This is a genomic window from Planotetraspora sp. GP83 (assembly GCF_041262585.1).
Classification (GTDB): Bacteria; Actinomycetota; Actinomycetes; order Streptosporangiales; family Streptosporangiaceae; genus JAOEGB01.
On the sequence record NZ_JBGCBZ010000008.1, the window covers coordinates 125201 to 147748 of the forward strand.

At 69.4% G+C, this 22548-nt stretch carries 24 protein-coding genes and 1 pseudogene; 13 read left to right on the forward strand and 12 right to left on the reverse strand.

All coding sequences use genetic code 11. The annotated features are described in order from the left end of the window. Positions 1 to 8: 8 nt before the first annotated feature. The gene (locus ABH927_RS13740; RefSeq protein WP_370021446.1) at positions 9 to 530 is read right to left on the reverse strand and encodes an RDD family protein; all 522 of its coding nucleotides are present in this window, start codon (positions 528 to 530) and stop codon (positions 9 to 11) included. Between the two features lie 54 nt (positions 531 to 584). Then, entirely contained in the window at positions 585 to 1688 is a 1104-nt protein-coding gene (gene hppD / locus ABH927_RS13745) for a 4-hydroxyphenylpyruvate dioxygenase (RefSeq protein WP_370021448.1), read from the reverse strand. 96 nt (positions 1689 to 1784) lie between these two features. Here hppD and ABH927_RS13750 point away from each other — a divergent pair, with 96 nt between their 5' ends. The 4 genes from ABH927_RS13750 (at position 1785) to ABH927_RS13765 (ending at position 5674) form a co-directional block, all read left to right on the forward strand. After that, positions 1785 to 2252, forward strand: a complete 468-nt coding sequence (locus ABH927_RS13750) for an Lrp/AsnC family transcriptional regulator (protein ID WP_370021450.1) — start codon at positions 1785 to 1787, stop codon at positions 2250 to 2252. 133 nt (positions 2253 to 2385) lie between these two features. After that, positions 2386 to 4671 carry a transglycosylase domain-containing protein gene (locus ABH927_RS13755; protein ID WP_370021452.1) on the forward strand — a complete coding sequence of 762 codons (2286 nt, stop codon included), beginning with the start codon at positions 2386 to 2388 and terminating at the stop codon, positions 4669 to 4671. A 42-nt stretch (positions 4672 to 4713) separates the two neighbouring features. Then, complete coding sequence (locus ABH927_RS13760) at positions 4714 to 5292, forward strand: TetR/AcrR family transcriptional regulator (protein ID WP_370021453.1); 579 nt, start codon at positions 4714 to 4716, stop codon at positions 5290 to 5292. A gap of 73 nt (positions 5293 to 5365) precedes the next feature. After that, a complete protein-coding gene (locus tag ABH927_RS13765; RefSeq protein WP_370021455.1) occupies positions 5366 to 5674 on the forward strand; it encodes a putative quinol monooxygenase in 309 nt (102 codons plus the stop codon). Here the strand turns inward: ABH927_RS13765 and ABH927_RS13770 are convergent, their stop codons facing one another. The 4 genes from ABH927_RS13770 to ABH927_RS13785 form a co-directional block, all read right to left on the reverse strand. Further along, on the reverse strand, positions 5675 to 7681 hold the full coding sequence (locus ABH927_RS13770; protein WP_370021457.1) for a thioredoxin domain-containing protein: 2007 nt from the start codon (positions 7679 to 7681) through the stop codon (positions 5675 to 5677). A 20-nt stretch (positions 7682 to 7701) separates the two neighbouring features. Continuing rightward, a complete protein-coding gene (locus ABH927_RS13775; protein WP_370021458.1) occupies positions 7702 to 7971 on the reverse strand; it encodes a hypothetical protein in 270 nt (89 codons plus the stop codon). Further along, positions 7968 to 8261, reverse strand: coding sequence for a hypothetical protein (locus ABH927_RS13780; RefSeq protein WP_370021459.1), 294 nt, complete (start codon positions 8259 to 8261; stop codon positions 7968 to 7970). Before ABH927_RS13780 ends, ABH927_RS13775 begins: the two co-directional genes overlap by 4 nt. A 150-nt stretch (positions 8262 to 8411) precedes the next feature. Further along, positions 8412 to 9665: a hypothetical protein gene (locus tag ABH927_RS13785; RefSeq protein WP_370021460.1), complete on the reverse strand. Its 1254-nt coding sequence runs from the start codon at positions 9663 to 9665 to the stop codon at positions 8412 to 8414. A gap of 177 nt (positions 9666 to 9842) precedes the next feature. Here ABH927_RS13785 and ABH927_RS13790 point away from each other — a divergent pair, with 177 nt between their 5' ends. Continuing rightward, a complete protein-coding gene (locus ABH927_RS13790; RefSeq protein ID WP_370021462.1) occupies positions 9843 to 10991 on the forward strand; it encodes a hypothetical protein in 1149 nt (382 codons plus the stop codon). A 20-nt stretch (positions 10992 to 11011) separates the two neighbouring features. Here ABH927_RS13790 and ABH927_RS13795 read toward each other — a convergent pair whose 3' ends face one another. Genes ABH927_RS13795 through mca form a run of 3 tightly spaced genes read right to left on the reverse strand, consistent with a single transcriptional unit; the run spans position 11012 to position 12387 of the window. Further along, entirely contained in the window at positions 11012 to 11326 is a 315-nt protein-coding gene (locus ABH927_RS13795) for a GNAT family N-acetyltransferase (protein ID WP_370021463.1), read from the reverse strand. Next, a complete protein-coding gene (locus tag ABH927_RS13800) occupies positions 11323 to 11496 on the reverse strand; it encodes a hypothetical protein (protein ID WP_370021465.1) in 174 nt (57 codons plus the stop codon). Before ABH927_RS13800 ends, ABH927_RS13795 begins: the two co-directional genes overlap by 4 nt. A gap of 9 nt (positions 11497 to 11505) precedes the next feature. Continuing rightward, complete coding sequence (mca, locus tag ABH927_RS13805) at positions 11506 to 12387, reverse strand: mycothiol conjugate amidase Mca (protein WP_370021467.1); 882 nt, start codon at positions 12385 to 12387, stop codon at positions 11506 to 11508. A 148-nt stretch (positions 12388 to 12535) separates the two neighbouring features. On the opposite strand from mca, the gene ABH927_RS13810 reads away from it, so the two are divergent. From ABH927_RS13810 to ABH927_RS13820, 3 genes are all read left to right on the forward strand, one after another. Beyond that, on the forward strand, positions 12536 to 12973 hold the full coding sequence (locus ABH927_RS13810) for a DUF4307 domain-containing protein (protein ID WP_370021469.1): 438 nt from the start codon (positions 12536 to 12538) through the stop codon (positions 12971 to 12973). 75 nt (positions 12974 to 13048) lie between these two features. Continuing rightward, on the forward strand, positions 13049 to 13549 hold the full coding sequence (gene greA / locus ABH927_RS13815; protein ID WP_370021471.1) for a transcription elongation factor GreA: 501 nt from the start codon (positions 13049 to 13051) through the stop codon (positions 13547 to 13549). A 119-nt stretch (positions 13550 to 13668) separates the two neighbouring features. Next, positions 13669 to 15021, forward strand: coding sequence for a C40 family peptidase (locus ABH927_RS13820; protein WP_370021472.1), 1353 nt, complete (start codon positions 13669 to 13671; stop codon positions 15019 to 15021). A gap of 12 nt (positions 15022 to 15033) precedes the next feature. Here ABH927_RS13820 and ABH927_RS13825 read toward each other — a convergent pair. The 3 genes and pseudogenes from ABH927_RS13825 to ABH927_RS13835 form a co-directional block, all read right to left on the reverse strand. Continuing rightward, positions 15034 to 16640: pseudogene (locus ABH927_RS13825) on the reverse strand (ABC transporter substrate-binding protein). A 14-nt stretch (positions 16641 to 16654) separates the two neighbouring features. Beyond that, on the reverse strand, positions 16655 to 17287 hold the full coding sequence (locus ABH927_RS13830; RefSeq protein WP_370021473.1) for a TetR family transcriptional regulator: 633 nt from the start codon (positions 17285 to 17287) through the stop codon (positions 16655 to 16657). Then, the gene (locus tag ABH927_RS13835) at positions 17265 to 17486 is read right to left on the reverse strand and encodes a hypothetical protein (protein ID WP_370021475.1); all 222 of its coding nucleotides are present in this window, start codon (positions 17484 to 17486) and stop codon (positions 17265 to 17267) included. Before ABH927_RS13835 ends, ABH927_RS13830 begins: the two co-directional genes overlap by 23 nt. A gap of 82 nt (positions 17487 to 17568) precedes the next feature. Between ABH927_RS13835 and ABH927_RS13840 the strand changes: the two genes are divergently transcribed. The 5 genes from ABH927_RS13840 (at position 17569) to ABH927_RS13860 (ending at position 22535) form a co-directional block, all read left to right on the forward strand. Further along, complete coding sequence (locus ABH927_RS13840; protein WP_370021476.1) at positions 17569 to 18087, forward strand: hypothetical protein; 519 nt, start codon at positions 17569 to 17571, stop codon at positions 18085 to 18087. Positions 18088 to 18369: 282 nt separating this feature from the next. Next, on the forward strand, positions 18370 to 20178 hold the full coding sequence (locus ABH927_RS13845) for a phosphoenolpyruvate carboxykinase (GTP) (protein ID WP_370021477.1): 1809 nt from the start codon (positions 18370 to 18372) through the stop codon (positions 20176 to 20178). 135 nt (positions 20179 to 20313) lie between these two features. Next, on the forward strand, positions 20314 to 21351 hold the full coding sequence (locus ABH927_RS13850) for a TIGR04222 domain-containing membrane protein (RefSeq protein WP_370021479.1): 1038 nt from the start codon (positions 20314 to 20316) through the stop codon (positions 21349 to 21351). Beyond that, a complete protein-coding gene (locus ABH927_RS13855; RefSeq protein ID WP_370021481.1) occupies positions 21344 to 22162 on the forward strand; it encodes a DUF692 domain-containing protein in 819 nt (272 codons plus the stop codon). The genes ABH927_RS13850 and ABH927_RS13855 overlap by 8 nt, the downstream gene beginning before the upstream one ends. After that, positions 22155 to 22535: a hypothetical protein gene (locus tag ABH927_RS13860; RefSeq protein WP_370021483.1), complete on the forward strand. Its 381-nt coding sequence runs from the start codon at positions 22155 to 22157 to the stop codon at positions 22533 to 22535. Before ABH927_RS13855 ends, ABH927_RS13860 begins: the two co-directional genes overlap by 8 nt. The last annotated feature ends 13 nt before the right edge of the window (positions 22536 to 22548 follow it).

Consider the following 22548-nt stretch of genomic DNA (forward strand, 5'->3'; position numbering starts at 1 on the left):
TTCCCAGGTCAGGCATCCACCACCAGGGTTTTCGCGGCCTTGTCGTGGAGGGCCTGCTTCCTGCGGTCGAACAGGATCCAGGCGAGATCGATGATCCCGAGGCAGCACAGCCAGGCCAGGAGGATCTCCACGACCTGCCGGACGGCGATCTGTCCTTTCGCGGCGGGCTCCCCGGTCTCCCGGACTACGCGCATGCCGAACGCCTTCTTGCCGAGCGTCTGGCCGTTCCAGAACGACTGGAGCAGCCAGAAGTAGAGGAAGCCGATGAGGCCGGCGAGGAAGGTGTGGGTGACGTTCACCCGGGAGGCCGTGCCCGTCGCCGTGTCGGAGACGACTTTCCATTCGGTCCAGGTGAACGGGGCGGAGAGCGCGGCCACGATGATCCCGTCGGTCACCCCGGCGAACAGGCGGCGCCACCGCCCGGCGAGCGGCGGGGCCGCCGGGCCGAACGGCGGTGGAGTCCACGGCACCCGCGGTTCCTCGTACGGACCCTCGTACGGGCCGCCCGGAGGCGGCGGTGGTGCGCCCATGGCTGGTAGGTCACCACGCCGCCTTCCGGGCAAAGCCGTGGACACGCAAAGGCTTCACAGGGTGCCGCGGACGGCCTGCTCCCGCTCGATGGCCTCGAAGAGCGCCTTGAAGTTGCCCTTGCCGAAGCCGAGCGAGCCGTGGCGCTCGATCAGTTCGAAGAAAACGGTGGGCCGGTCCACCACCGGCTTGGTGAAGATCTGCAGCAGGTAGCCGTCCTCGTCGCGGTCGACCAGGACCCGCCGCTTCTTGAGCTCCTCGACCGGCGCCCGGACCTCACCGATGCGGGCGCGGAGCTTCGGGTCCTCGTAGTAGGAGTCGGGCGTGTCGAGGAACTCCACGCCGGCCTGCCGCATGTAGTCCACCGTGGCGAGGATGTCGTTGGTGGCCAGCGCGATGTGCTGCACCCCCGGGCCGCCGTAGAACTCGAGGTACTCCTCGATCTGCGACTTCTTCTTGCCGGCCGCGGGCTCGTTCAGCGGAAACTTGACCTTGCGGGTGCCGTCGGCGACGACCTTGGACATCAGGGCCGAATACTCGGTCGCGATGTCGTCGCCGATGAACTCCGCCATCTTGGTGAAGCCCATGATCCGCTCGTAGAAGTCCACCCATTCGTCCATGCGCTCAACGTTGCCGACGCAGTGATCGACCCCCTGGAACAGCCTGCCGTTCCTGACGTCCGGAGGGGCCACGAGGGGCTGGGCGGCGACGTACCCGGGCAGGTAGGGGCCGGCGTAGTTCGACCGGTCGACGAACGTGTGCCTGGTCTCGCCGTACGCCGCGATCGCGGCCAGCACCACCTTGCCGTGATCGTCCTCCAGGACGTGCGGCTCGGCCACTCCCGTGGCCCCCCGCTCCAGGGCGTGCCGGTAGGCGGCCTCCGCGTCCGGCACGTCGATCGCGAGGTCGATGACGCCGTCGCCGTGCTCGGCCACGTGCCTGGCGAGCGGCGTGCCCGGCCGTACGGACCCGCGCAGCTCGAACCGCGCCGAGCCGGACACCAGCACGTACGCCACCTCGTCGGGGCTGCCGGTCTCGGGCCCCCGGTATGCCGCCAGGCGCATGCCGAAGGCGGTCGAGTAGTAGTGCGCGGCCTGCTTCGCGTTGCCCACCGCGAAGACGACCGCGTCCATGCCGTGTACCGGAAAGACATCGTTCATGAGTCCACTCTCGACCGGGATGACCAAATTGTGCAAGAGTGAGATGATTTGATGGACAATTTGCTCACCAGCTAACCCCGGTCGGAGGCAAATATTGTGACGATTGATCAGCTCGACGCCCGTCTCGTTTCCCTGCTGGCCGCCGAGCCCCGGATCGGGGTGCTGGAGTGCTCCCGCCGGCTCAATGTCGCGCGGGGCACGGTCCAGGCCCGGCTCGACCGGCTGGCCGCCCGGGGCGTCATCACGGGCTACGGCCCCGAGATCGACCCGGCGGCGCTGGGCTACGACGTGACGGCCTTCGTGACGCTGCAGATCCGCCAGGTCAGCGGGCACGTTCCGGTCGCCGACCGGCTGGCGCTCGTCCCCGAGGTGCTGGAGGTCCACACCATCACGGGCGGCGGCGACATGCTCTGCCGGGTGGTCGCGCGCAACAACGCCGACCTCCAGCGCGTCATCGACCTCATCGTCGACGTGGAAGGCGTCGTACGGACGTCATCGGTGATCGCCCTCGACACGCCCGTGCCGTACCGGACCCTTCCCCTGGTGGCCGCCGCCGGGAGTTAGGCCTGTCCCGCGCGGCGGTATCGGAATGTGCCGAGCATCGTTATCCATCGTTTACCGTGGTTCCATCCGCCCAGCTCACGGGTGTAAGCGGACATATCGGGGGTAACGCGTGCACAGCGGCGAGGAAGGTCCTGTGGAGCCGGACGAACCGGCCCGCGGGGAGGAGAACGCCGGGCGACACGGCCCGTTCACGCCGCCCGCCGTGCCGGTTCCCGCGCGCCCGAGGAAGAAGCGGCGGCGGCTGCTCCGGATCCTTCTCACCACCTTCGCCGCCGGCGTCCTCGCTCTCACCGCGATCGTCGCCGCCGTGTGGGCGCTGACCCCCATTCCCGACACCGCCCAGCCGCTCGCCACGGCCCAGGGCTCGGCCATCTACTACCGGGACGGCAAGACCGTGCTCGCCACCGAGGGCGTCAACCGGAAGAACGTGCCGCTCAGCCAGGTGCCGCAGGTCGTCAGGAGCGCCGTCATCGCCGCGGAGAACCGGACCTTCTACCAGGACAAGGGCGTCTCCCTCTCCGGCACGGCACGGGCCATGTGGTCCACGCTCACCGGCCACCAGCTCCAGGGCGGCTCCACGATCACCCAGCAGATGGTCCGCAACTACTACAGCGGCCTCGGCCAGGAACGTTCCATCGGGCGCAAACTCAAAGAGATCATGATCTCGTTGAAGGTCGACCGTTCGAAGTCGAAGGACTGGGTCCTGGAGCAATACCTCAACACGATCTACTTCGGCCGCGGCGCGTACGGCATACAGGCCGCCTCCCGGGCCTACTTCGCCAAGGACGTGCGCGACCTCACTCCCGCCGAGGGCGCCTACCTCGCCGCGGTGATCCAGCAACCGTCCAGGTTCGCCGACCCCCAGGGCGCGGACCTCGACGCGGTGCGCTCCCGCTGGAAGACCGTGGTCGACGGCATGGTGCAGACGGGCGCGCTCAGCCGAGACGAGGCCGGGCGGCAGACGTTCCCCGAACTGGCCACCCAGAAGGCCCCCCTCTCGCTCGGCGGCCAGAACGGCTACATGCTGGCCCAGGTGCGGGCCGAGCTGAACCGGATGGGCTACACCGACGAGGACATCAACCACGGCGGGCTGAAGATCACCACGACCTTCGACAAGAAGCTCATGGCCCTGGCCGCGCAGGCCGTGAAGTCGATCCTGCCGGACGACACGCCCAAGAACGTCAGGACCGGCCTGGCCGCCGTCGACCCGGACACCGGCGAGGTCGTCGCCTTCTACGGCGGACGCTACGAGACCAACCAGTACGACAACGCCTTCTCGGCCAAGGTCCAGGCCGGCTCGACCTTCAAGCCGTACACGCTGGCCGCCGCCCTGGAGGCCGGCTACGGGCTCGGCACCAGGGTCAACGGCAACTCGCCCATGCGGGTCGCCTCGGCCGAGATCCCCAACTCCGGCGGGAGGTCGTACGGCTCGGCCATCACGCTGGTCGACGCGACCCGCCACTCGGTCAACACGGCCTTCGTCGACCTCGGGCAGATTGTCGGGCTCAAGAAGGTCGCGGAGGCGGCGGAGGCCGCGGGCATCCCCGCGGGGCAGCTCGCGCCGCACGAGTCCGCCCCGACGTTCCCGCTGGGCGTGGCCTCGGTGAGCGCCGTCCAGCAGGCGTCCGGGTTCGGCACGTTCGCCGCTCACGGCGTCCACCACGCCGCCCACGTGATCCGGTCGGTGACCGACGCCAAGGGGCAGAAGAAGAAGGTCACCACCCCGGGGACGCGGGCGTTCAGCGAGGACACCGCCGCGGACACGACGTACGCCCTGGAGCAGGTCGTGCAGGGCGGCACCGGCACGGCCGCCCGCCTCTACGACCGGCCGGTGGCCGGCAAGACGGGCACCACCGACGAGTCGGCCGCCGTCTGGTTCACCGGCTACGTCCCGCAACTCTCGGTCGCGGTCAACATGTTCCGCGACGACAACAAGCCGGTGACCGTGCCCGGCTACGGGGAGTTGTACGGCGGAACGCTGCCCGCCGAGATCTGGAAAGAGTTCATGAGCGAGGCGATGGACGGCAAGCCCGTCAAGGAGTTCCCGGATCCCGTGTCCTGGGATCCCTATTACTACTGGGACGGGTACGGCAACAGCCGGTCCGCCCCGCCCGGCACGGGCACCGCGTCGCCGTACCCGGGAGACACCTGGGCGCCGGATCAGGACCCCTCGGAGGGCGGCACAGGTAACGGCCAGCCGGGCGATCCGGGCGTGGGCGTCCCCGGAGGCCCCGGTGACCAGCCCGGCGGCGGCGACCACGGCGACGGAGGTGGCGATCCCGGCGGAGGCCCCAGCGGCGACGGTCCGGGAGGCCGCGGCCCCGGAGGCGACGGTCCTGGAAACGGTGGTCCTGGAAACGGTGGTCCTGGAAACGGTGGCGGCCCGCCACCCGACGACGCCCCCGACGACGACTTCTAAATATTTGACTCACAGGTCCATAAAAATGCTAGGGTTACCTACGTGGGCAGGCCGAAACAGTTCGAACCGGACGTCGCCGTGGACAAGGCGATAGAGGTTTTCTGGCGCAAAGGGTACGGTTCGACCACACCTCAGGACCTGGTCGAGGCGCTCGGCATCGGGAAAGGGAGCCTCTACAACGCCTTCACCAGCAAGCATGCTCTGTTCGAGCTGGCCCTGCGGCGCTATGGCGAGCGGCGGGTGGCGACCCTGAGCGAACTGCTGGAGGAGCCCGGCGAGGTCAAGCCGCGGCTGCGTGTGGCCCTGATGAAGCTGACGGAAACCGATCCCGGCGGTGCGTACGGGCGTGGCTGCTTGGCCGTCAACACCGCGACCGAGTTGGCGGGCACCGATCAGGTGGCCGCCAAGGTGGTCGCCGGCGTCTTCGGTCAGATGGAGACAGTGCTGCAAGCGGCGATCGAGCGAGGTCAGCGCAACGGGGAGATCGATGCGGCCCGCGACCCCCGTGAGGTCGCGAGTTTGCTGTTGGGCACCGTCATCGGCATGAGTGTGCTGGCCAGGATCGGCGATGATTCGGGGCGGCTGACGAGGATGCTCGACGCCGTGCTCGCGACCCTCTGAGATTCGCGGTTTACGGCCGCCTTCAACATGCCCATTTTCTGTACCTGTAGTTCAAAAACAAAGGAGAAATGTCATGGTCCAAGTAGGGCTCTTCGTTCGGATCGAGGCCAAGCCCGGACACGAAGCAGAAGTCGAGGCCCAGCTCAAGGCGGCGCTCGCCGAGGTCGAAGAGGAGCCGGACACCACCGTCTGGCTCGCACTGCGCCTCGGACCGTCGACCTTCGCCGTCGTCGACGCGTTCCCGGACGAGACCGGCCGCCAGGCCCACCTGGAGGCCGGTCGGGCGAGGCTCGCCCAGGAACCGGGACACTTTGCTCAACCACCCACGATCGAGTACACCGACGTCATCGCCGCGAAGCTTCCCTCGCCGTCTGATGGATGACTAGCGGGCCAGTTCGGCGCGGAGGTCGGCGGGGGCGGTGACGGGAGCCCGGCAGGTGAAGCGACGGCACACGTACGCCGCCGGTTCGCCGCCGACCATGCCCCGCCCCTCAAGCAGCGGGACGTCCGGCGTTCCCGGGCCGAGGGCGACGACCAGGCCCGGGGCGTTGGACATGAGGGCGGCGCGGTGCAGCGCCCTGGTCCGGGGGTCGCCGGCGGGGCCGACGACGGCCACCTCGGCGGGGCCCGCCAGCGCCGCCTCCGCCACGGCCAGCCCCCACCCGGCGAACCTGGCGTACTTGTCGGCCAGCACGGACACCGCTCCGAGCGCCGCCTCGGCGGCCTCCCGGTGCCGGGCCGACCCGGTGAGCGCCGCGTAGGACAGCAGCGCGCCCGCCGCAGCGAACTGCCCCGACGGCGTGGCGTTGTCGGTCGGGTCCTGGGGCCGCTGGAACAGCCGCTCACCATCGTCGGCCGAGTCGAAGAACCCCCCAGCCCCGTCGGGGAACCGGATCAGCACGGTCTCCAGGAGATCGCCGGCCAGGTGGAACCACCGGGTCTCGCCGGTCACGCCGTAGAGCGTGAGAAAGCCCTCGGCCACATTCGCGTAGTCCTCCAGGACCCCGGGGTTGGTCCCCGCCCGTCCATCCCGGGAGGTCCGCAGCAGCCGCGCCGGCCCCCGCCCGTCGCCGTGCGGGTCGTCGGGACCGCCCATGTGCAGGTCGGCGAGCAGGACGGCCGCGGCACGGGCGGTCTCTACCAGGTCGGGCCGCTCGAACAGGGCTCCGGCCTCGGCGAGCGCCGCGATGACGAGCCCGTTCCAGGCCACGACGACCTTGTCGTCCCGTCCGGGCCGTGGCCTCTTCTCACGGGCGGCGCGCAGTGCCGTACGGACCCGGTCGAACCGGGCCTGGTCGTCGGGGTCGGCGAGGAGCTGGAGGACGGAGGTCCCGTGCTCGAACGTGCCCGTCACCTCGAACAACGAGGCCGCCCAGGCTCCGTCGTCGGCTCCCAGCACGTCGTGGAGCTGCTCGGGCGTCCAGACGTAGAACAGGCCCTCTCCGTGGGCGCCGTCCGGCCCCTCGCTGTCGGCGTCGAGCGCGGAGGCGAAGCCGCCCTCGGGCGTGCTCATCTCGCGGAGCAGCCAGTCGGCGGTCTCCAGGGCCACGCGTCTTGCCAGTACGGACCCGGTCGACCGCCACCAATGGGCGTAGACCCGCAGCAGCAGGGCGTTGTCGTACAGCATCTTCTCGAAATGGGGGACCACCCAGCCCGCGTCAACCGAGTAGCGGGCGAAGCCCCCGCCGAGCTGGTCGTACATGCCGCCCCTGGCCATGGCCTCCATCGTCGCGCCGGCCATGGCGAGGGCGTCGCTCGTGCCGTGCCGGAGAAGGAACTCCAGGACCATCGACGGCGGAAACTTGGGCGCGCCGCCGAAGCCGCCGCTCTCTGGATCGAAGCTCCCCGCGAGGTTCCGTACGGCATGCTCCAGCGTCTCGGTGGTCGGCAGCGGGCCCGACGGCAGGGCGGCCCGCTCGTTGAGCGCCTGGACGACGGCCGACCCCTGGGCGACGACGGCCTCCCGGTCGTTCCGCCAGGCCTCGGAGACCCCCTGGAGGAGCCGCTGGAACTGGGCGCGCGGGAAGTAGGTCCCCGTGTAGAACGGGTGGCCGTCGGGCGTGGCGAAGACCGTCATCGGCCAGCCGCCATGCCCGGTCATCGCCTGGGTGGCGGCCATGTAGACCGCGTCGACGTCGGGCCGCTCCTCCCGGTCGACCTTGACGTTGACGAACAGCTCGTTCATGAGCCGCGCGGTCGCCGTGTCCTCGAACGACTCATGCGCCATGACGTGGCACCAGTGGCAGGCGGAGTAGCCGACGCTGATGAGCAGGGGCACGTCCCGCCTGCTCGCCTCTCGCATCGCATCCTCTCCCCATGGCCACCAATCCACCGGATTGCCGGCATGTTGGAGGAGGTAGGGAGAGGTCTCACCACCCAGCCGATTCATACGATCAGCCTCTCACACCGTCAGAAGAGACAGATGCGGGTAAGGATTACGTGGTGGTCTCTCCGGCTGATGCGGTACTCGGCGATGCCGTAACCCCTGGGGATCAAGATCTCCCGCCAGTCGGGGTCGGCACCTACCTGATCGCTCCCGGATAGCCAGGGATTCTCGCGAATCGCGACCGTTAGCGCGGCCACTGTGGAGAAGACTTCCGCGGAGACGGCGGGGTCGGCGAGGGTGTCGCCCACGAGGTCGGAAGGGATGACAGGCCAGAGGTCGTCATCCGCGCTCACGGCGTGGTGCACTCCTTTCTGCGGCGGGCGATGTCGTCCATGGTCGTGGTCGGCAGCGTGCCCGCCTCGGCGGCCGCCTGAATACGGTCACGATGGGGATCGGTGTCGAGCATCGCACGCCCCCACCAGGCGGTGAGCACGCCATCGAGCTCCGGTCCCTGCTGGGCTTCCAGCAACTCAGCGAAGAACTGAGCTCGGCGGCCGCCCCGGAGGGCGTTCGAGATGCCGCCGATGGTCCTGGGGACACGCGGCATGTCGGCCGAGTGCTGGTGGACGGGCTGAGCGCTCATCGACACCGCCTTTCATCGTTCCCGCACCAGGGTACGGCGTGCCCGGGGAGCCCGGGAGCTACTCGCCTGACTGCGGTGGCGAAAGTGACAGGCGGCAGCGGACGCTGAACACGAACGGCACGTCGCCCTTGCGGGGCCCGTGCGCGTGGGTCAGCCTTCGAAGGCGGTCATCTGGACTCCTGAGACGGTGTAGCTCACCGCGGTGAAGTGCGCGGGGCCGGCATGCTCCCTCAGCGCCTCGCTCAGATACATCCGGCCTGGCCGGCCCACGTCCTGAGCCATCTTGGAGGCGATGTTGACGGGCATGCCCGCGATGTCCATGCCGCCGCCGGGGAGTCCGCTGACCAGGACGGGCCCGGCGTCGATGCCGATCCGGCAGGTGATCTGCCGCTCCTCCAGGTCTCGCCGGAACTTCCGGGCGAAGCCGACAGCGGTGGCGGGGTCGTCGAAGAGGTAGATCCCCAGACGGCCGGAGACCTTGACCTCGCAGGCGCCGTCTTCGGGGAGATGGCGCAGGCCGGTGTCCTTCATCAGCGCGGAGAGCGCCAACTCGTCGAGCAGGGCGGACTCGTGAGCTCTGGCCAGGTGGGCCTGGTGCTCGACGAGGACGACCGTGCTGTCGCGCAGATGCCTGTCCGCGAGCCGGCGGCCGAAGGCGGCGGCGTCGTCGAGACGGCTCGCGTAGGCGACGAGGCCGGTGTAGAAGACCTCGGAATAGGGGATCGGGTAGTGCCCGCCGGCCGGCTGCACGTCGTTGAGGCGGGGGCCGTCGATCACGCGGTGCATCGCGCCGATCGCGGGGTGCTCGCCGTCCTTGCGGATGAGGGTGAAGGCGTGGCCGTCCGGCAGTTGATCGATGACGGCCTGGCTGACGGCGATCTCTCCCGCTTCGGTGTCGTTCTCCGTGATCTCCTCGATCGCGGCGGCCTCGCCGCCGTAGAGGCCGCCCGCCAGGCGGTAGAACTCGCCGAAGTGCGCCCCGAGGCCGATCTGGACCTGGCAGCGGCGCGCGATCTCGTCCTGGACGGTGAGCAGAGTGGAGAGCAGCACATCGGCGCCGGTCGAAGGGGGATAGAGCATCTGCGTGTTGTCGGCGGCCCAGATGCCCACGCCCTCGCCCCCGATGGCGGTGCCATGGCCGTACACGATCTGCTTGGGCCGGTCGATCAGGGCGAGGATCTCCATCAGGCCCTTCTGGCGGGTCAGCCTCGTCAGGCCGGCGGAGTCCGAGACGACGGTGTAGCCCAGGACCTTGTGCTCCTTCAGCAGGCGCAGCGCGGCGTCGGAGCTCTGCTCGCTCTCGATCCAGAGCTCGACGAGTTTCATCGGCAGTCCGCCGGTGACGTCCCGCGCGAGGTCGAACAACGCGGGGGAGTAGTGCGCCTTAGCGAGTCTCGCGGCCATGCCCAGACAATAAACTAACTGTGGGTAATCATTAAAGTGCTGACAGTAGTAATCTCTGTCGCGCCACGCCGTACGGCCTGAGCAAGGGGGTGAGAGATCCGTCCGGCGGGGCGGCGATGAACCGCCGGGGGCGGCCGGGGATGTGTTCCGGCGTCGTGCGGCGTAGGCTCACGGGGCGTGAGCTTGGATCTGGACTTCGCGGTCAACCATTCGGGTCGGCCGGCGACGGCGCTGACGCGGCGTGACGTGGCACGCGCGCTGCTCGCCGTACCGTCGGGGCAGGCCCTGGTCTCCCTCCCCGACCTGCGCAGGGAGTTGCTGGCCGCCGGCAACCCGCTGTCCGTCACTTTCTGGGAATCGGCCAAGAGCATCCTCGCCCGGATCGAGTCCGGGGTCGCCACGGTGGGCGACGTGCAGCGCTGGCTGGAGTCCAGCGGGACGGAGCCGATCCTGCTCACCCGCAGCTACTTCGTGTGGCCCGACGAGAGCGAGCGCGGCCCGGTGGCGACCGAGATGTACGAGCGCATGGTCGAGTTCCTGGAGCAGCGGGTCGCCGCGGGCGAGATCGACGCGGACGCGCTGGCCGCCGGAGACACCGACGCCCGCCACGCCTACGAGGAGCTCCAGGATCGCTGGCTCGGCACACCGCTGCCCGACGGCCGGGTGCCGAGCGTCGTGGTGAGCGACGAACAGGACCAGGAGCTGTTCGCGGCCTGGGACGAGGAGGAGGCGTTCGCGCTCAGCGAGCTGCGCCGGGTGCTCGAAGGGCTGCCCGAGCCTCCCTTTCCGGCGGCCGACCTGCGGTCGGCCGCCGGGCGGCTCCGCGTCACGCTCACCCAGACCGGCTACCCGGGCAACGTGCTGCGCGCCTGCGCGGGCCTGGACGACGGCATCCTTCCCGAGCGTGACGAGGATCTCTGGCTCGCCGTGGCCGCCGGCATCTCGGCGCCGATCTCCGACCTTCCGGACGAGGAGGACGCCGCCCGCTTCTTCGACATGGAGGGCGAGCTGAGCCACGAGGACTCGATACTGGCCTCGTTGTGCGCCATCCACCACGCCGACTGGCTGGCGGCCGTGACCGCGCTCGCCCGCTACGGGCCGGGGGTGCTCGCGTCCCCCGAGCGGATCGCCCGGTTCATCGCCGACTCCGAGGACATCGACGTCGAGCCGGACGAGCCGGAGGACCTGGAGGCCACCGAGATGCTGTTCACGGCGGTCACGCCGCTGTGGGCGCACCTCGGCATCGTGGACAAGGCGGAGGTTCTCACGCCGCTGGGCTGGTGGGGCCTGCCGAAGGCGCTGGAGCGCGCCTGGTCGGCGGACTGAAGCCGGAGCCCGGCCCGGCTCTACGGCTCGTCGGTGGAGGACACGAACTCGCGGTAGTTCTCGTCCACGAGGTCGCGGTACTCCGGGTGGCGCTGGATGTACCCGGCGACGAACGGGCACAGCGGTGTGACCTCCAGGCCCGCGGCCCGCGACCCGTCCAGGGCCGTGGAGACGAGCTTGCCGCCCAGGCCCTGGCCCTCGAACTCGTCGCGGATCTCCGTATGCGTGAAGATGATCTTTCCGGGTCGCAGGCGGTACTGCGCGAAGCCGGCGATCCGGCCGTCGACCAGGATCTCGTAACGTGCTGCCCCGGGGTTGTCGACGACCTCGATCACTCACCGGCTCCGTTCTGACGGTCCTCGGGCTTGTCGTCCCGCGGTTGGATCTTGGCGAACTGCCTGTTCATCGATTTGATGAGGAAGAACAGTGCGAGACCGATCGCAGCGACGACAAGGAATGCGAGGATCCCGGGACCGACGTTGGTGTAGTCGGGAGTGGCGTTCACACCTCAAGCTTACGAGCAGGCCGGGGAGACCCCCGCGTGGATCCCCGCGAACAGGTCGTCCTCGGGAGGGGTGGTGTCCACCAGGGACCGCGCCAGGTGGTAGTCCTCGGTGGGCCAGACCTCCTGCTGGATCTCGCGCGGGCAGACGAACCAGAACCCGTCCGGGTCGACCTGGGTGGCGTGCGCCAGCAGGGCGAGGTCACGGGTCTCGAAGTAGTCGGCGCACGGCACCCGGGTGGTGACGTCCCACTTCTGCGGGCGGTCCTCCCACCGGGCGATCCAGTCGCCGTACGGCGAGCCCATCCCGCGCTCGGTCATGGCGTCGTGCAGCGCCTCGAAACGCTCGCGGGTGAAGCCCATGTGGAAGTAGAGCTTCAGCGGCTGCCACGGCTCCCCGGTGCCCGGGTAGCGGTCGGGGTCCCCTGCCGCCTCGAAGGCTTCCACGGACACCCGGTTCGTCATGATGTGGTCGGGATGCGGGTAGCCGCCGTTGTCGTCATAAGTCAAGATCACATGGGGCCGGAACTCCCGGACGGCGGCCACAAGCGGCGCGGACGCCACCTCGATCGGCTGCAGGCCGAAGCACCCCTCTGGAAGCGGTTCGTTCTCGTCCTCCGGCAGTCCGGAGTCCACGAAGCCGAGGAACCGCTGCTTCACGCCGAGGATGTCCCGGGCCTTCTCCATCTCCTGGCGGCGCACCTCGGCGATGTTCTCCAGGATGTCCGGGCGGTCCATCTTCGGGTTGAGGATCGAGCCGCGTTCACCGCCCGTGCACGTCACGACGAGGACCTCGGCGCCCTCGGCGACGTAGCGGGCCATCGTGGCGGCGCCCTTGCTCGACTCGTCGTCGGGGTGCGCGTGAACGGCCATCAGCCTCAGCGGTGCACTCACGGCTCTCCTCATGGTGTTCTGTAGCTCCCCAGAGAGGTTAGCTTCTAATTGGCCGTGTGCTTCGGATTCGTCGCGTGCCGCGACCCCGCCATGGCCCTCTATGAACATTGTCTCGGACAACACCGAGAGAGCGCAGGGAGATTCCGCCATGCCCAGCGACGAGGTCAACGGCACAGCCGGCGGCCCGGGGGCTCGCCCGATCCTCGGGACGCCGGACGACTTCGAGGAGCGTCCGGCCGGTCCCGGGCGATTCCTGGCATACCTCATCATCGGCGCGATCGTCGCCATCATCGCAGGTGGCTGGGGATACGTCATGGTGGCCGCGCGCGGCAACCCCGAGGTGCGGGCCGAAGTCATCGCCTTCGACGCGAGCGCGCCCACCTCCGCCCAGATAACCTTCTCCGTGCACAAGCCCGCCGATCGCGAGGCGACGTGCCGGTTGCGGGCGGTCGACACCCAGCACATCGAGGTGGGCAGCCGTGAGATCGACGTTCCCCGGGGGAAGTCCGACCTGGCGTTCACTGAGCGGCTGAAGACCAGTGCCCAGGCCACAGCAGTGCACGTCCAGTACTGCAATCTCGTATAGTGGAATCTTTGGGGAAGCGTTCGAAGGCGTTAACTTGTCAGCCTTTCGAGTCACCTACAGGAACAAGGAGAACCCGTGGCCGTCTCCCAGAACGAAAACGTCACCTGGCTGACGCAGGAGGCGTATGACCGCCTCAAGGAGGAGTACGAGTACCTTTCGGGCCCGGGTCGCACGGACATCGCCAAGAAGATCGAAGCCGCCCGGGAAGAGGGTGACCTCAAGGAGAACGGCGGCTACCACGCCGCCAAGGACGAGCAGGGCAAGATGGAGGCCCGCATCTTCCACCTCCGCCAGATCCTCGACAGCGCCAAGGTGGGCGAGGCCCCGCGCGCGGAAGGCGTCGTCGGCCCCGGCATGACCGTGACGGTCCGTTTCGACGGCGACGAGGAGGAGGTCACCTTCCTGCTGGCCTCCCGCGAGGAGAGCGGCGCCCCCATCGACGTGTACTCGCCCAAGTCCCCCCTCGGGGCCGCGATCAACGGCAAGAAGATCGGCGAGAAGGCGACCTACACGCTGCCCAACGGCCGGCAGAACACCGTAGAGATCCTCGAGGCCGTGCCGTACATCGGCAACTAGTGCAAGAGCAGGTAATCAGGGACACCAGGTGCCGGGAGTCCCGCCGCTGATTGCGGGATTCCCGGACGTACGGCAGGCTCGTTCATGGAACGGACCATTGCCGTGGAAGGGGTGAGAACGTGCTCGACCATCGAGCGCGCGTCTTCACCCGTGTCCGGAAGAGCCTCGGCAGAGTCCTGTCTGAGGCTCGCCAGGACCTGGCCTACCGGCCCAGGATGCCTGGGCGGAACCCATGGCGCGCCCCGTTCTGGGACCCGTTCCGGGATCACCCGCGCCGGTCCCGCAACCTGCGCCGCAACGTCCCGATCATCGCGGTGTCGCTGGTCTCGGTCCTCGCCGCCGACCTGGTGATCCTTGAAGAGCTCAGCGGGCCGCAGTCGCAGGCGGTGGCCGTGCGGTATCCGCAGCGACCGGCCCGTCAGCACGGTGACTACGTCGCGGCGGTGGACGAGCGAAAGCCGGAGCAGGCGGAGGCCGCCACGGCGTCGGTCGCCCCGCTCAAGAGGCTGGTCCAGCCCCATCTCTTCGTGGTGGCGAACCGTGCCCTGTCGCCCAAGGTCGTGGAGGGGGTGCGCCGCCAGAAAGGCGTGGCGGCGGCCGAGGTCACCGACGCCGCCGAGGTGACGGTGGACGGCAAGCGGGTCCCGACGATGGGCGTCGACCCGTCGACGTTCCGGGCGTACACGCCGTCGTCCACGGCGGGGTCGGACGCGCTCTGGACCAACATCGCCGCCGGGGACATGGCCGTCTCGTTCGAGCTCGGCCACGACGGGGGCCTGAAGCTGGGGTCCGTCGTGGACGGGGGAGGTCGGCGGCTGCGGGTCGGGGCGTACGCCACGGTCGGCATGGGCGCCATCGCCGCGATCGTGTCCCGGCAGACCGCCAGGTCATTGGGCATTCCCGAGGGAAACGCCCTGGTCGTGAGCGCGCCCAGGGCCGACTCGCGGAAGCTGCGCGCGAGGCTGCTGAAGATCCTGCCCAAGGGCAGCCAGGTCGCCACGATCAACCCCGTCACCGTCGCGCCCAGGACCAGCCCGGGTGGGGGCGGGACGGCGTGGCCCTCCACCGCGTTCATGTCCACCCAGCAGCTCCAGGTCGCGTTGCAGGCCGCGATCGGCAAGCTCGGCCGGCCGTACGTCTGGGGGGCGGAGGGGCCGGACAGCTTCGACTGCTCGGGGCTGGTGCAGTGGGCTTACGGGCAGGCGGGTGTGCGGATGCCGCGCGTGGCGGCGCAGCAGTGGGCGAGCGGGCCGCAGATCCCCCTCTCCCAGGCGCAGCCCGGAGACCTGCTCTTCTGGCGCAACGACCCGACCAACCCCGGTTACATCTCCCACGTGGCGATCTACTGGGGCGGGGACAAGATGCTCCACGCCCCCCACACGGGCGACGTCGTGCGGATCGCCAAGATCTACACGCGCAACCTGGCCGGTGTCGTGCGGATCAGCCCCCCGGTGTCCGCCCGCGTCCGCTGACCGCACCCGGCTCTACCCGACCCTCACCGAGCTCGGGTCCAGCCAGCCGTACGGCGTGAGCCTCGCCGTTGTGATCTTGGCGGAGTAGCCCGACAGGTCGCTGTAGAACCAGAGCGGGATGGCCGGCATGTCGCTGACCAACTGCGACTCGGCCCGCTGGTAGAGCTTGATCGCCTTGGCTGGGGAGACCTGCCGGTCGGCCGCGTTGAGGAGCGCGTCGAACTTCTTGTTCCGATAGACCGAGTAGTTGAAGAGCCCGTCGGAGGCGTAGAGCGGCCCGAGGAAGTTCTGGATGTGCGGAAAGTCCATCTGCCAGGTGGCGCGGAAGATCCCGTGGAGAGTCCCGGCCGACCGTGCCTTCATGAACTCGTCGTAGGTTTTGATCCCCTTCGGGGCGATCTTCACCTTTCCCTTGAAGGTCTTGTTCACGCTCGCCGCCACCGCGTTCACCCACTCCGCGTAGGAGCTGTCGGCGTTGTAGTACAGCGGCAGGGTCGCCGGCGGCCGGAATCCCTTGGCCACGGCCCTGGCGAGGTACTTCCGCGCCAGGGAAGGGTCGTAGTCACAGGCCCGCCCGCAGGGGTCATGCCGGGCCCCTTCCGCGAGAGGCGAGACGAACGAGTGGGCGGGGACGTCCATCCCGGTGGTGAGGCGCTTGGAGATCATCTTGCGGTCGATCGCCATCGAGATCGCCTTGCGAAAGTCGGCGTTGGTCCCCAGTGAGATCGGGAAGTCGATGGTCTGCAGCGTGTTTCCCGCCCGGTCGATGACCCGTCCGTTCAGGTCCTTCTTGTAGCTCGCGACCTTCGAGTACGGGATTATGGTAAGGAAGTCCACGTCGCCGGACAGGAGGTCCCGATAGGTCGCGTTCTCGTCGGAGAACAGCCTGTACGTGATCTTTGAGACGTTGGTGCGCACCGTCCCGGCGTAGCCGTCGAAACGTTCGACCACGACATCGGACTCCGGCTTCCCGGACGTGAGCTGGAAGGGGCCGTTACCGACCGGATGAGCCGCGAACGACGAGGGCTTGGTGAGGACGGAGTCGGGCAGCGGCGAAAAGGCCACATGGCCGAGCTTCTTCACGAACGGCCCGAAAGGCCTGTCCAACTCGAGGTGAAGGTGTGGTCGTCGACCACCTTGAGGCCGGACATCTTCCGCGAGCCATACCCCTTGATGTCCTCGAAGAGGAACGACGAGGACCCCTTCGAGGAGGCGGTCTGCTTCCACGCCTCGACGAAGTTGCGGGCCTTGACCGGGGTGCCGTCGTGGAACGTCCAGCCCTTGCGCAACGTGACCGTGAACCGCCGATTGTCCTTCGTCGTGATCGACTTGGCGACCGCGTAGGTCGAGCGGCCCGTCGCGGGATCGAATTCGGTGAGCCCGGTGAACAGCGCGTCGAGCACCTCGGCGCCGCAGAGGCCCCCGCTCTCCAGGCTGAGCGTCCAGAACGGTGCGCAGGTCACAACCGTGATCTCGGTGTCCCCGGCCGCCGCCGAGGCGGGCGTCGGCACGGCGACCAGCGCGGACGCGAGCAGAGAAAGAGCAAGGGCGGGCGCTGACCTGCGGTGAGACACGAGTTCCTCCGGGATGAAAGCCCCGTTCATGGACAGAGCGATCATCCTAGCGGCGAAGATCAGATCGGCAGGCCGGATTCCAGGTAGCCGAGGGCCTCGTCCAGGATGACGGGCAGGGGAGTGGCGCCGTCCTGCTCGACCCAGGCGAAGATGGCGGAGAACATCACCCCCATCACCGCGCCGACGAGCGCTCGTACGGCTGGGCTGCCGGGATCACGGCCGGACCGCTCGGCAACGGCCCCGGTGAGCATGTCGATCGTGGCGAACAGGCCGTCCGCGGTCCGCGCGCGCAGGGTCGGGACGCTCATGGACAGCTTGGCCCGGAACAGGATCTGCGCCTGTTCCTCGGCCGAGAGTTGGGCTAGGGCCTCCTGGAAGGCCAGGCGAATCGCCCGGATGGGCGGCAGGTCCGGCGGCTGGTGCTTGAGCGTCTCCATCAGCAGGGGGTCGTAGTCGTCCTGGATGACCACGTCTTCCTTGGTGGGGAAGTAGCGGAAGAACGTGCTGGGCGAGACCTCGGACGCCTCGGCGATCTGCTCCACGGTGGTGGCCTCGTAACCCTGCTCGGCGAACAACCGCAGGGCCTGCTCCTGGATCGTCCGCCGAGTCTTGGCCTTCTTGCGCTCCCGGAGGCTCGTTACCGCACATTCGGGGGAGCGGGGCGCCAGGTCAGCGCGCCGTGGTGAGCTCATGCTCCGATTCTGCCGCTCCGCCGGGCCTCGCCGTACGGCCGGGAAGGAAGACCGCCATGAGGAGGACCTGGTCCATCGCCGAGACGAACGAGACCTGGGCGGCCTGCAGGAGAGACGCGTCGGCCGCTCTCGCGGCGAGCGCCGCGGCGCTGGCCGCTCTCGCGGCGAGCGCCGCGGCGCCGGTGATCGAGTCCCGCACCGCCTTGGGCGCGCCCGAGGGGAGCCCGCCGTCACTGTCAACCCATTGGCTTACGGCGGAGGGTCGCTGTAATCTTGATTACATGAATGCAGAGGAACAGCTGAGGGCCTGGTTCACCGGCCGCCTTCCGGAGGGCTGGTTCGCCGACCGCCCCCACATCGTGCTCGACCGCGAGGAGATCACGATCATCGGCACGCTTCCGCCGCTCACGGTCGCCCAGGGGCTTCCTGACCTGGAGCGCACCGCCGCCGCGGAGGGGTATGTCGAGCGCTTCCGCGAGGAGACCCGCGAGCGCCGGGTCGAGATCGCCCGAGAGGCCGAGCACCGCTTCCGCCGGAAGGTCTCCTGGGGCGTCGTGGTCGACGGCGAGACAGTGATGTTCACCACTCTCTCCGTGCCGGTCATGACCCGCCTCCGCCAGTCCGAGCGGCAGGTGCTGGACACACTGGTCGCCGCGGGAGTGGCGCGCAGTCGCAGCGACGCGCTGGCCTGGTGCGTCAGGCTCGTCGGCAAGCACACCGACACATGGCTTGCTGACCTGCGAGATGCGCTCCAGCACGTCGACCGGGTCCGCGCGGAAGGCCCCGGCCTGGTGGACTAAACCAATTCACGCAAAGGTCTGGACCATTCACATTGGCCTATACCAATGTGTAACTCGCGGGAGGTGGGTAAGGGAAACGGCATGTTTCTTCGGAAGTGGCCAAAGTGGGTAGGCTCCCACGCACCATCACGGCCCCAGCCTGGCCCAACGTCCATTCTGGGCTTCGTGACGGTGAATATCACCGAATTAACGGCGTGGAAACTTTGTGGTCTACGCCAATTGGATTCGGCGGCTATTCACCGTTGATGATGACTTGGCCCTGAGAGGATAAGGAGCCGCCCCGTGTCCGTTTCAGTAGAGGTACCCCTTCCGACCACTCACGCCGAGCTGGCCGCCTGGGTCAGTGAGATCGCCGAGCTCACCCAGCCCGACCGGATCGAATGGTGCGACGGTTCCGAGGCCGAATGGACCCGTCTGACCAACCTGCTCGTACGGCAGGGCACGCTGACGCGCCTGGTGAAACGGCCCAACAGCTTCCACGCCGCCTCGGACCCCAGCGACGTCGCCCGCGTGGAGGACCGCACGTTCATCTGCTCGGAGCGGCCCGAGGACGCGGGGCCGACCAACAACTGGATCGCGCCCGACGAGATGCGCCGGACCTTCGCCACCCTCTTCAAGGGGTGCATGCGCGGCCGGACGATGTACGTCGTGCCGTTCTGCATGGGCCCGCTGGGCGGGAACATCTCCCAGCTCGGCGTGGAGATCACCGACTCGCCCTATGTCGTCGTGTCGATGCGGATCATGACCCGGATGGGTGAGGACGCCCTCCGCCTGATCGAGCGGCGCGGCGACTTCGTCAAGGCCGTCCACTCGGTCGGCGCGCCGCTGCGGCCCGGCCCCTCCGAAAAAAAGGCCGACGTGCCGTGGCCGTGCAGCCAGACCAAGTACATCAGCCACTTCCCGGAGACCCGCGAGATCTGGTCCTACGGCTCCGGCTACGGCGGCAACGCACTGCTCGGCAAGAAGTGCTACGCGCTGCGCATCGCCAGCGTGATGGCCCGTGACGAGGGCTGGCTCGCCGAGCACATGCTGATCCTCAAGCTCACCCCACCCAAGGGGGAGGCCCGATATGTCGCGGCGGCCTTCCCCTCGGCGTGCGGGAAGACCAACCTCGCCATGCTCCAGCCGACCATCCCGGGCTGGAAGGTCGAGACGATCGGCGACGACATCGCCTGGATGCGCTTCGGGGCCGACGGCCGCCTCCACGCCATCAACCCCGAGGCCGGCTTCTTCGGCGTCGCGCCCGGTACGGGCGAGTCCACGAACGCCAACGCGGTCAAGACGCTCTGGGGCAACAGCATCTTCACCAACGTCGCGCTGACCGACGACGGCGACGTGTGGTGGGAGGGCCTTACCGACGAGCCGCCCGCACACCTCACCGACTGGCGGGGCCGCTCCTGGACGCCGGACTCCGCCGAGCCCGCCGCCCACCCGAACGCCCGCTTCACCACCCCGGCCGAGCAGTGCCCGACCATCGCCCGCGAATGGCAGGACCCGGAGGGCGTGCCGATCTCGGCGATCCTGTTCGGCGGCCGGCGGGCCACCGCCGTGCCGCTCGTCACGGAGTCGCTGAGCTGGCAGCACGGGGTGTTCCTCGGCGCCAACGTGGCCTCGGAGAAGACGGCCGCCGCCGAGGGCAAGGTCGGCGAGCTGCGCCGCGACCCGTTCGCGATGCTTCCGTTCTGCGGCTACAACATGGGCGACTACTTCGCCCACTGGATCAAGATCGGCAAGACGGCCGACCGGGCGAAGCTGCCGCGGATCTACTACGTGAACTGGTTCCGCAAGGACGCGAGCGGCCGGTTCGTGTGGCCGGGCTTCGGCGAGAACATGCGGGTGCTCAAGTGGATCGTCGGGCGGCTCAACGGGGAGGCGGAAGCCGTACCGACCGCGATCGGCAACCTGCCGGCCGCGCTCGACACCGAGGGCCTGGACATCTCGCGGGACGATCTGGATCTCCTGCTCAGCGTCGACGCCGACGTCTGGCGCGAGGAGGCCGCGCTCGTCCCCGCGTTCTTCGGGACCTTCGGCGACCACCTGCCCGCGGAGCTCTGGGACGAGTACCGCGCACTGGTGAAGCGCCTCGGCTGATCCGCCTGTACGGCGTGGGCCCAACTGGCGAAACTTCCGGGCCGATGAGAACGTCTACCAAGTAGACGGGACACCCGCCGTACCGGACACAGGAGCCGTGGCACGGCGCCCTCTCCTCCCCCCAGGAGGGCGGACATGGAGCTCGTGCTTCTCATCGCCGCGACCGTGGTCGCGGTGCTCGTCGGCTCGACCGTGTCCACGCTCAACCGCGTGCACGGCAGGATCCGCTCGGTAACGGCCCTCGGCCGGCCCGACATCGACCACTACGAGCTGGCCTACCTCGCGGGAGGGCCGCGCCGGGTGATCAACACGGCGATCGCGCTGCTCTCCGCGCAGGACCGGATCCGCGTCTCGCGCGGAGGCCGGATCACCATCGTGGCGGGAGCCCCCACCTCCTCCCGCGACGCCGTCGAGCAGGCCGTCCTCGACCAGGCATCCTCCCCCGGAGGCCGTACGGCCGGCGAGATCCGGCACGAGGTCGCCGGGGGCGTGGCCATGACGGGGCTCAAGCACCGGCTGATCGGCCGGGGGCTCCTCCTTCCGGACGGCTCCCTGACGGAGCCGCGCCGGATCCACGCGCGCCTGCGCGGCCTGACCCTGCTGGCCTTCGGCGTCGAGGTGCTCTCGCTCGTGGTGGCGTTGACGGGTCTCGTCCCCTGGAACGTCCCAACTCTGCTCGCGGTGATCTTCGCGGGTGTCTCCGGCGTGCGCGGCCTGCTCGTGTACCGGCGGCACACGCGCTCGCTGCGCGGCCTGCTCACGAGGGCGGGGTTCGACGCGCTCCAGACCGCCCGGATCCGGCAGCCCCATGCCGCCTACGAGCCCGGCGACGCGGCGGCGTACGCCGCGATGGCGGGCGCGGTGGCGCTCTACGGGCTCGGCCAGTTCGGCGACCAGGCCGTGGCCGCCGAGATCGGCCGGGAGGAGATCGTCCACCACGGGGCCGGAGGCGCGGGCGCGACCTGCGCGGCCGGAACGTGCGGAGGCGGCGTGCCGGACGGCGGATCGGCGTCCGGGTCGGACGGTGGATCGGCCTCATGGGGTGACTCCGGCGGCGGGGGCGGTGACTTCGGGGGCGGCGGAGACTCCGGTGGTTCGAGCTGTGGGGGTTCGAGCTGTGGTTCCAGTGGCTGCGGTTCGGGCTGTGGCGGAGGAGGCTGCGGCGGTGGCTGAGCGCGCCCAGCCGGTGGAGCTGGGAGTCGGGATCGGGTGGCGACCGGAGATCGACCTGACCGTTGAGCGGCTCGGCGTCGACTTCGTCGAGGTGATCGCCGAGAACGTCGACCCGGCGCGGATCCCCGAGTCGCTCACGGTGCTGCGGGCTCGGGGTGTGCCGGTCATCCCGCATGGCGTCGGCCTCGGCATCGGAGGCGCCGACAGACCCGACGCCTCCCGGCTCCGGCACCTCGCCGCCTGCGCCGAGGCGCTGGGCGCCCCCCTCGTGAGCGAGCACCTGGCGTTCGTCAGGGGCGGCGGCCTGGAGGCCGGGCACCTGCTGCCGGTCCCGCGCACCCGGGAGGCGTTGTCCGTAGTCGCCGGCAACGTACGGCTCGCCCAGGACGCCCTTCCGGTGCCGCTCGCCCTGGAGAACGTCGCGGCCCTGTTCGGCTGGCCGGACGACGAACTGACCGAGGCCGAGTTCCTCGGGGAGCTGGTCGAGCGCACCGGGGTGAAGCTGCTGATCGACGTGGCCAACCTGTACACGAACCAGGTCAACCTCGGGCTGGACGCGCGGGACGCCCTGGACGGCCTGCCCCTGGCCGAGCTGGCCTATGTGCACGTGGCCGGAGGGCACGCCCGCGACGGCGTGTGGCACGACACCCACACCGCCTCGGCGCCGGACGAGGTGCTGGACCTCCTGTCGGAGCTGTGCGCCCGGGCACGGCCTCCGGGTGTGCTGCTCGAATGGGACGACGACTACCCGAGCGACGCGACGCTGGCGGGGGAGCTGGGCCGGATCCGGGCGGCGATGTCCCGTGCCTGACCGAGCGGCGGACATGGGAGACCCGGGCGCCCGGGAGTCGCTCGCCGCCGCGCAGGCGGAGTTGCTGGCGGCCCTGGTCGCGGGAGGCCCCATCCCCGAGGGCTTCGACGTGGGGCGCGTCCGCATCCAGGCGCACAGCCTGATGGGCAAGCGGAGGGGATCGGTCGCCCGCGTCCTCCCCGGCCTCGTCAGGGCGCTCGGCGGCGCCTTCGCCAAGGAGTTCGCCGCCTATGCCGAGGGCCGTCCCAAACCCGCCGGAGGGTCGCGGGCCGACGCCCAGGCGTTCCTCGACTGGCTGAGCTCGGAGGGACGCCTACCGGACCAGTCCGCGCCCGTCGTGGGCGGCGCGGGCACCTCGCGGCGACCGCGATAATTGCCTGACCGAG